A 3529-nucleotide genomic window follows, 5' to 3' on the forward strand; every position below is an offset into this window, starting at 1 on the left:
TGTTGAATGTCATTGATATTGACCCCTTAGAGTTTCAGTCTATTTGACCCCCTAAGTGCAAAATATAACAAGATTGTTTACATTTCAATTTCTCCTTTATTAAGTTTCGGTATAGCATTTTTTCGATAAGACTCTCCATCGAGCACTATACAATAGCTCTTATGCACAACTCTATCTAGAGCAGCATTAGCCATAACCGGCTCAGGGAAGAGTTCCAGCCACCCTTCAGTTTTTCTGTTACTGGTAATAATAAAGCTGCTACTTATATATTTTTCAGCAATTAATTCATACAGATCTGATGCTTGTAGAGGAGTTAAAGCTTTAAGCCCAAAGTCATCTAAGATTAGTAAATCTGTTTTAGTATACTCTGTAATCATCTCTTTCCAAGAATCATCAGCCCTACTTGCCTGGAACTTGCTAAATAAGTTATTGGCTCTTATAAATTTTACTTTCTTACCGGCACGACATGCCTGGTGCCCTAATGCTTGAGCTAAATGGGTTTTGCCGGTTCCGGTAGGGCCTAGTATAATAACATTCTGCTTTTCTTTTATATATTTATTGCTCATTAGGTGATTTATTATTTGCCTTACTTCCATAGAGTATTTCTTCATATCAAGGTTCTCGAATGTCTTCTCTTCCTCGAATTTTGCTCCTTTTATTCTATGAGCTATACTTTTACATTCCCGTCTTTGTTTCTCATCCTGTAAAATAAGTCCTAAAAATTCCTCATAGGCTAAGCTTTTGTTTTTTGCTTCCTGTAACCTTAGCGGTAAAGTCTCAACCATACCGCTTAACCTTAGCTCTTTAGCTAATTTACTTATAATTACTTCATCCATGGTGTACCTCCATGGTTGTTGAGAACTCTTGCGCACTCCTTACATAGGATCCTTGTGGATTATTTAGCTTTGCTATGCTAAATTCTTCTTCTATTGCTTTGGCCTCCATGCCCTTTTCAAGCATGTTCTTTATATTCTTATATGAGTAACATTTATAACTATATGCTCTCTTACATGCCTTCTCCAGCCTATCAGCGCTAAAATGTTCCCTTAGCCTTAGTATCGCTTGGGCTTTTCTCAACCTCTGATTGCTTATATCACTTAACACTTCTTTTATAACTTCTAAAGTATTTAATCCTATAGATTCTGCTTCCTCTAAGCACTTCTCAGGTGTTTTTTGGATAAACTTCTTAACACTCTCAGGGTAATCTTCTACATCTGTTACCCATTTCCCTTTTTCATGTTCTCTTATATGGCTCTTAATAATCTTATGATTACAATATATCTCAACTACCCTTAATCCTCCTCTTACCCATACCTCATTGCCTATATAAGTGGTAGGTACAGAGTAAAAATTACCCCTGAACACTACATGGTGATCCCTATGGACTTTTGCTTTCTCCCACTCAGGTATATCAAACACCCCTTTCGGTAAGTACTTTAATGCAGCCTTTTCCTCCTTCTCATATATTTCCTTCGGCGTCTTCCCGGTAGTCCTCGTTACCTGATTAGCTATTATATTTCTGCACCATGCCTTTGCTTTCTCATTCGCTTCTTCTATATCTTTATACTTCCTTCCCGCTAGTAATTGTTGTTTTACTATTAGTACACTTCTTTCTATCTTCCCTTTATGCTGTGGTTGCCTTACCTTAGTCGGGTCAGCTATAAATCCATAATACCTTTCAAGTTCAGCATAACTTTTATTGATCGTTGGATCATATATATCTGCGCTTATTACTCCCGATTTTAAATTATCTAATACAATCCTTTGTGGTACTCCACCATAATAGTTAAACGCATTTATATGACTTTGTATCCATGATCTCTCATCTTGCTTAAATACATACTCTACATACCTCATCCGGCTATGCGATAATGTCATTATAAATATATATGCCTTCCTAAGCTTCTTTGTTTTCGGATCTACCATTAATCCTGCATTCCCGTAATCTACCTGCCCCTCTTCTCCGGCTTTCGTAGTTATATGTATCGTTGCGTTCTTCCTAACCAATATCCTTTTATTTATATATCTTCTCACACTGCTTTCACTTATTTTAACCCCTCTTTCACTTATTAATCTCCATATTTGTTTTATGGTTATATTTTCTTCCCCCAACCACTCCTTTATTTCTCCTTCATATATTATAAGCTTTTGTTCACTCCAGTCTTCCTTCTCTTTAACCTTGTATCTTTCAACTCTTATATTTGCTGATATCTCATCTACTTTCCTGCTATCATCTCCTACCTTCAGTCCCGACTCCAATCCTCTTCTTATTAAGCTCCTTATCGTATTACGTGCTACTCCTAGTGATCTTGATATTGCCTTAATCTTTACTCCGTTTACCCACCGGTACAGTATTTCACTTATTTCTGTCATCTCTAGTTTCCTCATTTCTGTTTATTACCTATTTGATAACCTTCTAAGAACCATTCTCTTCTTATAGGTACCTCTTTCAACTCCCTTCTTCCTTTCCTAAGCAAAAGGGGGCAAATAATTTGAAACTAGGGGGTCATTATCTTTGAAACTTTATCCATCTTCAGGGGGCATTTACCATGACGCTCAACACTAAATGAAAAAATTGATAATTATGATTATGACAAGACCAATGAGTATGCTGAGAGAATAGAAGCCATTGCTGCAAAGTATAACGATGATAAGGAAGTTAAAGGTAAGCATACTAAATTAGCCACACAATTAGTTAGGGATAAAGGACGAGTTCTATTTAAATAAAAATTTTCAAAGATTAGTTATAGATTGAAGTTATTTTAGGTTAAGACACATAATATAGCTTATGTGACACAACCTAGTATTGTATATGTTCCAAACTGTTTATTTATCAGTTTGCTCTTCTTTTAAAAACTGCTTACCTTTAAGTCACATAAGATATTATGTAATTTTATTATTAGATATAATAGTGATATAAATATAACTTTCTTATTAATTGTAGTTATATTATTGTTGTTAATAAACTAAGTCACATGCAAAAATAAAAGGATAAAAATATGTTAATTAACGATGTTATGAAAATTACCAGAGCAGGGCAGGTTACTATTCCAAAGATCATTAGAGACAAGCTGCAAACAGATACTATCATGTTTGAGATAGTAGATGAAGAAATACATGTGATTCCGGTTACTAATGTAGCAGGTGCATTAAGTGAATTTAGTAAACAGGAAGATAAAGATTTTTCTCAAGTGAGGGATTCATCATGGCAAGCTCAAACTAAAGGATATAAAAAAGATGAATAAGAAATATAATATCATAGATACAAACTTCATACTACGCTACTTACTCGCAGATAACCAAGAACAGTATCAAATTGCAAAGACGTTTTTCCAAAATGTAAAATCAGGTAAGATTAGGGCTTACTTAGAGCAGGCGGTTATAATGGAAGTCATATTTGTTTTATCATCTTATTATAAAGTTCCTAGAGATAGAATAGTAAATGTGCTCAATAACTTTCTAAGGTATAAAGGGTTAGTAATTAATGAGAAAGAAATTATTATTAAAGCATTAGAGATATATATAACCA

The 3529-nt window shown here is 34.4% G+C and carries 4 protein-coding genes; 2 read left to right on the plus strand and 2 right to left on the minus strand.

The genetic code is table 11. The features are described from left to right. Positions 1-77: 77 nt before the first annotated feature. On the minus strand, positions 78-836 hold the full coding sequence (gene istB, locus NF27_RS02680) for an IS21-like element helper ATPase IstB (RefSeq protein WP_039454911.1): 759 nt from the start codon (positions 834-836) through the stop codon (positions 78-80). Then, on the minus strand, positions 829-2373 hold the full coding sequence (gene istA, locus NF27_RS02685) for an IS21 family transposase (RefSeq protein WP_039454914.1): 1545 nt from the start codon (positions 2371-2373) through the stop codon (positions 829-831). Before istA ends, istB begins: the two co-directional genes overlap by 8 nt. A gap of 626 nt (positions 2374-2999) precedes the next feature. Between istA and NF27_RS02690 the strand changes: the two genes are divergently transcribed. Next, entirely contained in the window at positions 3000-3245 is a 246-nt protein-coding gene (locus tag NF27_RS02690) for an AbrB/MazE/SpoVT family DNA-binding domain-containing protein (protein ID WP_039455535.1), read from the plus strand. Beyond that, positions 3238-3529 (plus strand): PIN domain-containing protein (locus tag NF27_RS02695; protein WP_039455537.1); only part of this gene is annotated, 292 nt, incomplete at its 3' end. The genes NF27_RS02690 and NF27_RS02695, both read left to right, overlap by 8 nt.

It is taken from the genome of Candidatus Jidaibacter acanthamoeba (assembly GCF_000815465.1).
Classification (GTDB): domain Bacteria; phylum Pseudomonadota; class Alphaproteobacteria; order Rickettsiales; family Midichloriaceae; genus Jidaibacter; species Jidaibacter acanthamoebae.